Below are 774 nucleotides of genomic sequence, written 5' to 3' on the forward strand. Positions count from 1 at the left end.
CCCCCCCCCCGGGGAACCCGCCATGCCGCACCACGGTCCGCAGTCCGTCGATCGGGCGCTGGCCCTCCTCGACGCGGTGGCCGACGCGGACGGGCCGGTCAGCGCCAAGGCACTGGCCCGCCGGACGGGGTGCTCCCTCTCGACCGTCTACCACCTCCTGGCGCCGCTCACGGAGCGCGGCCACCTCGTAAGGACGGCGCGCGGTTACGCGCTGGGGCCGCTGATTCCCCGGCTGCACCGCAGCTACCTGCGGCACCTGGAGCCGGCGCCGGGCGTCGGCGACGTGTTGGCGCGACTGCGCAGGGCCACCGGCGCGGAGGCGTACTACACCGCGTACCGCGGCGGGCTGATCACCGTGGTCGACACGACGGCTCCCGTGACGGACACCGAGAACCCCTTCACGCCGGGGCGGGAGACGCGTGCGCACGCCACCGCGCACGGCAAGGCGCTGCTCGCCGAGCTCCCCCGTACGCTGCGCCGGCGCTACCTCACGGAACACGGCATGGCACGCCTGACCGCGGCCACCATCACCAGCGCGGAGTCGCTGGAGGCGGAGCTGTCCCGGGTGCGGGGGCAGGGTTACGCCGTCTCGGTGGGCGAGGCCGACCCCGTGTACACCTGTTTGGCCGTCGCCCTGCCGGCGGAGCGGCCCCGGGGTGACGACGCGGTGCACGCCCTGTCGGTGTCGTTGCCGACCCGGGAGTACCGGCGGCGCCCCGAGGAGGTCCGGGGCGCGCTCGCCCGCGCGGCGGGCCTGCTCTGAGGCTGCCGGCC

1 protein-coding gene is annotated in these 774 nt (G+C 76.2%); it reads left to right on the plus strand.

Going from position 1 to position 774, the window contains the following annotated elements; genetic code table 11:
• Nucleotides 1–22 precede the first annotated feature (22 nt).
• The gene (locus ADK55_RS16585) at nt 23–763 is read left to right on the plus strand and encodes an IclR family transcriptional regulator (RefSeq protein ID WP_053679470.1); all 741 of its coding nucleotides are present in this window, start codon (nt 23–25) and stop codon (nt 761–763) included.
• Nucleotides 764–774: the final 11 nt, after the last annotated feature.

Origin of the sequence: Streptomyces sp. WM4235, from assembly GCF_001279725.1 — a bacterium.
Taxonomy (GTDB): domain Bacteria; phylum Actinomycetota; class Actinomycetes; order Streptomycetales; family Streptomycetaceae; genus Streptomyces.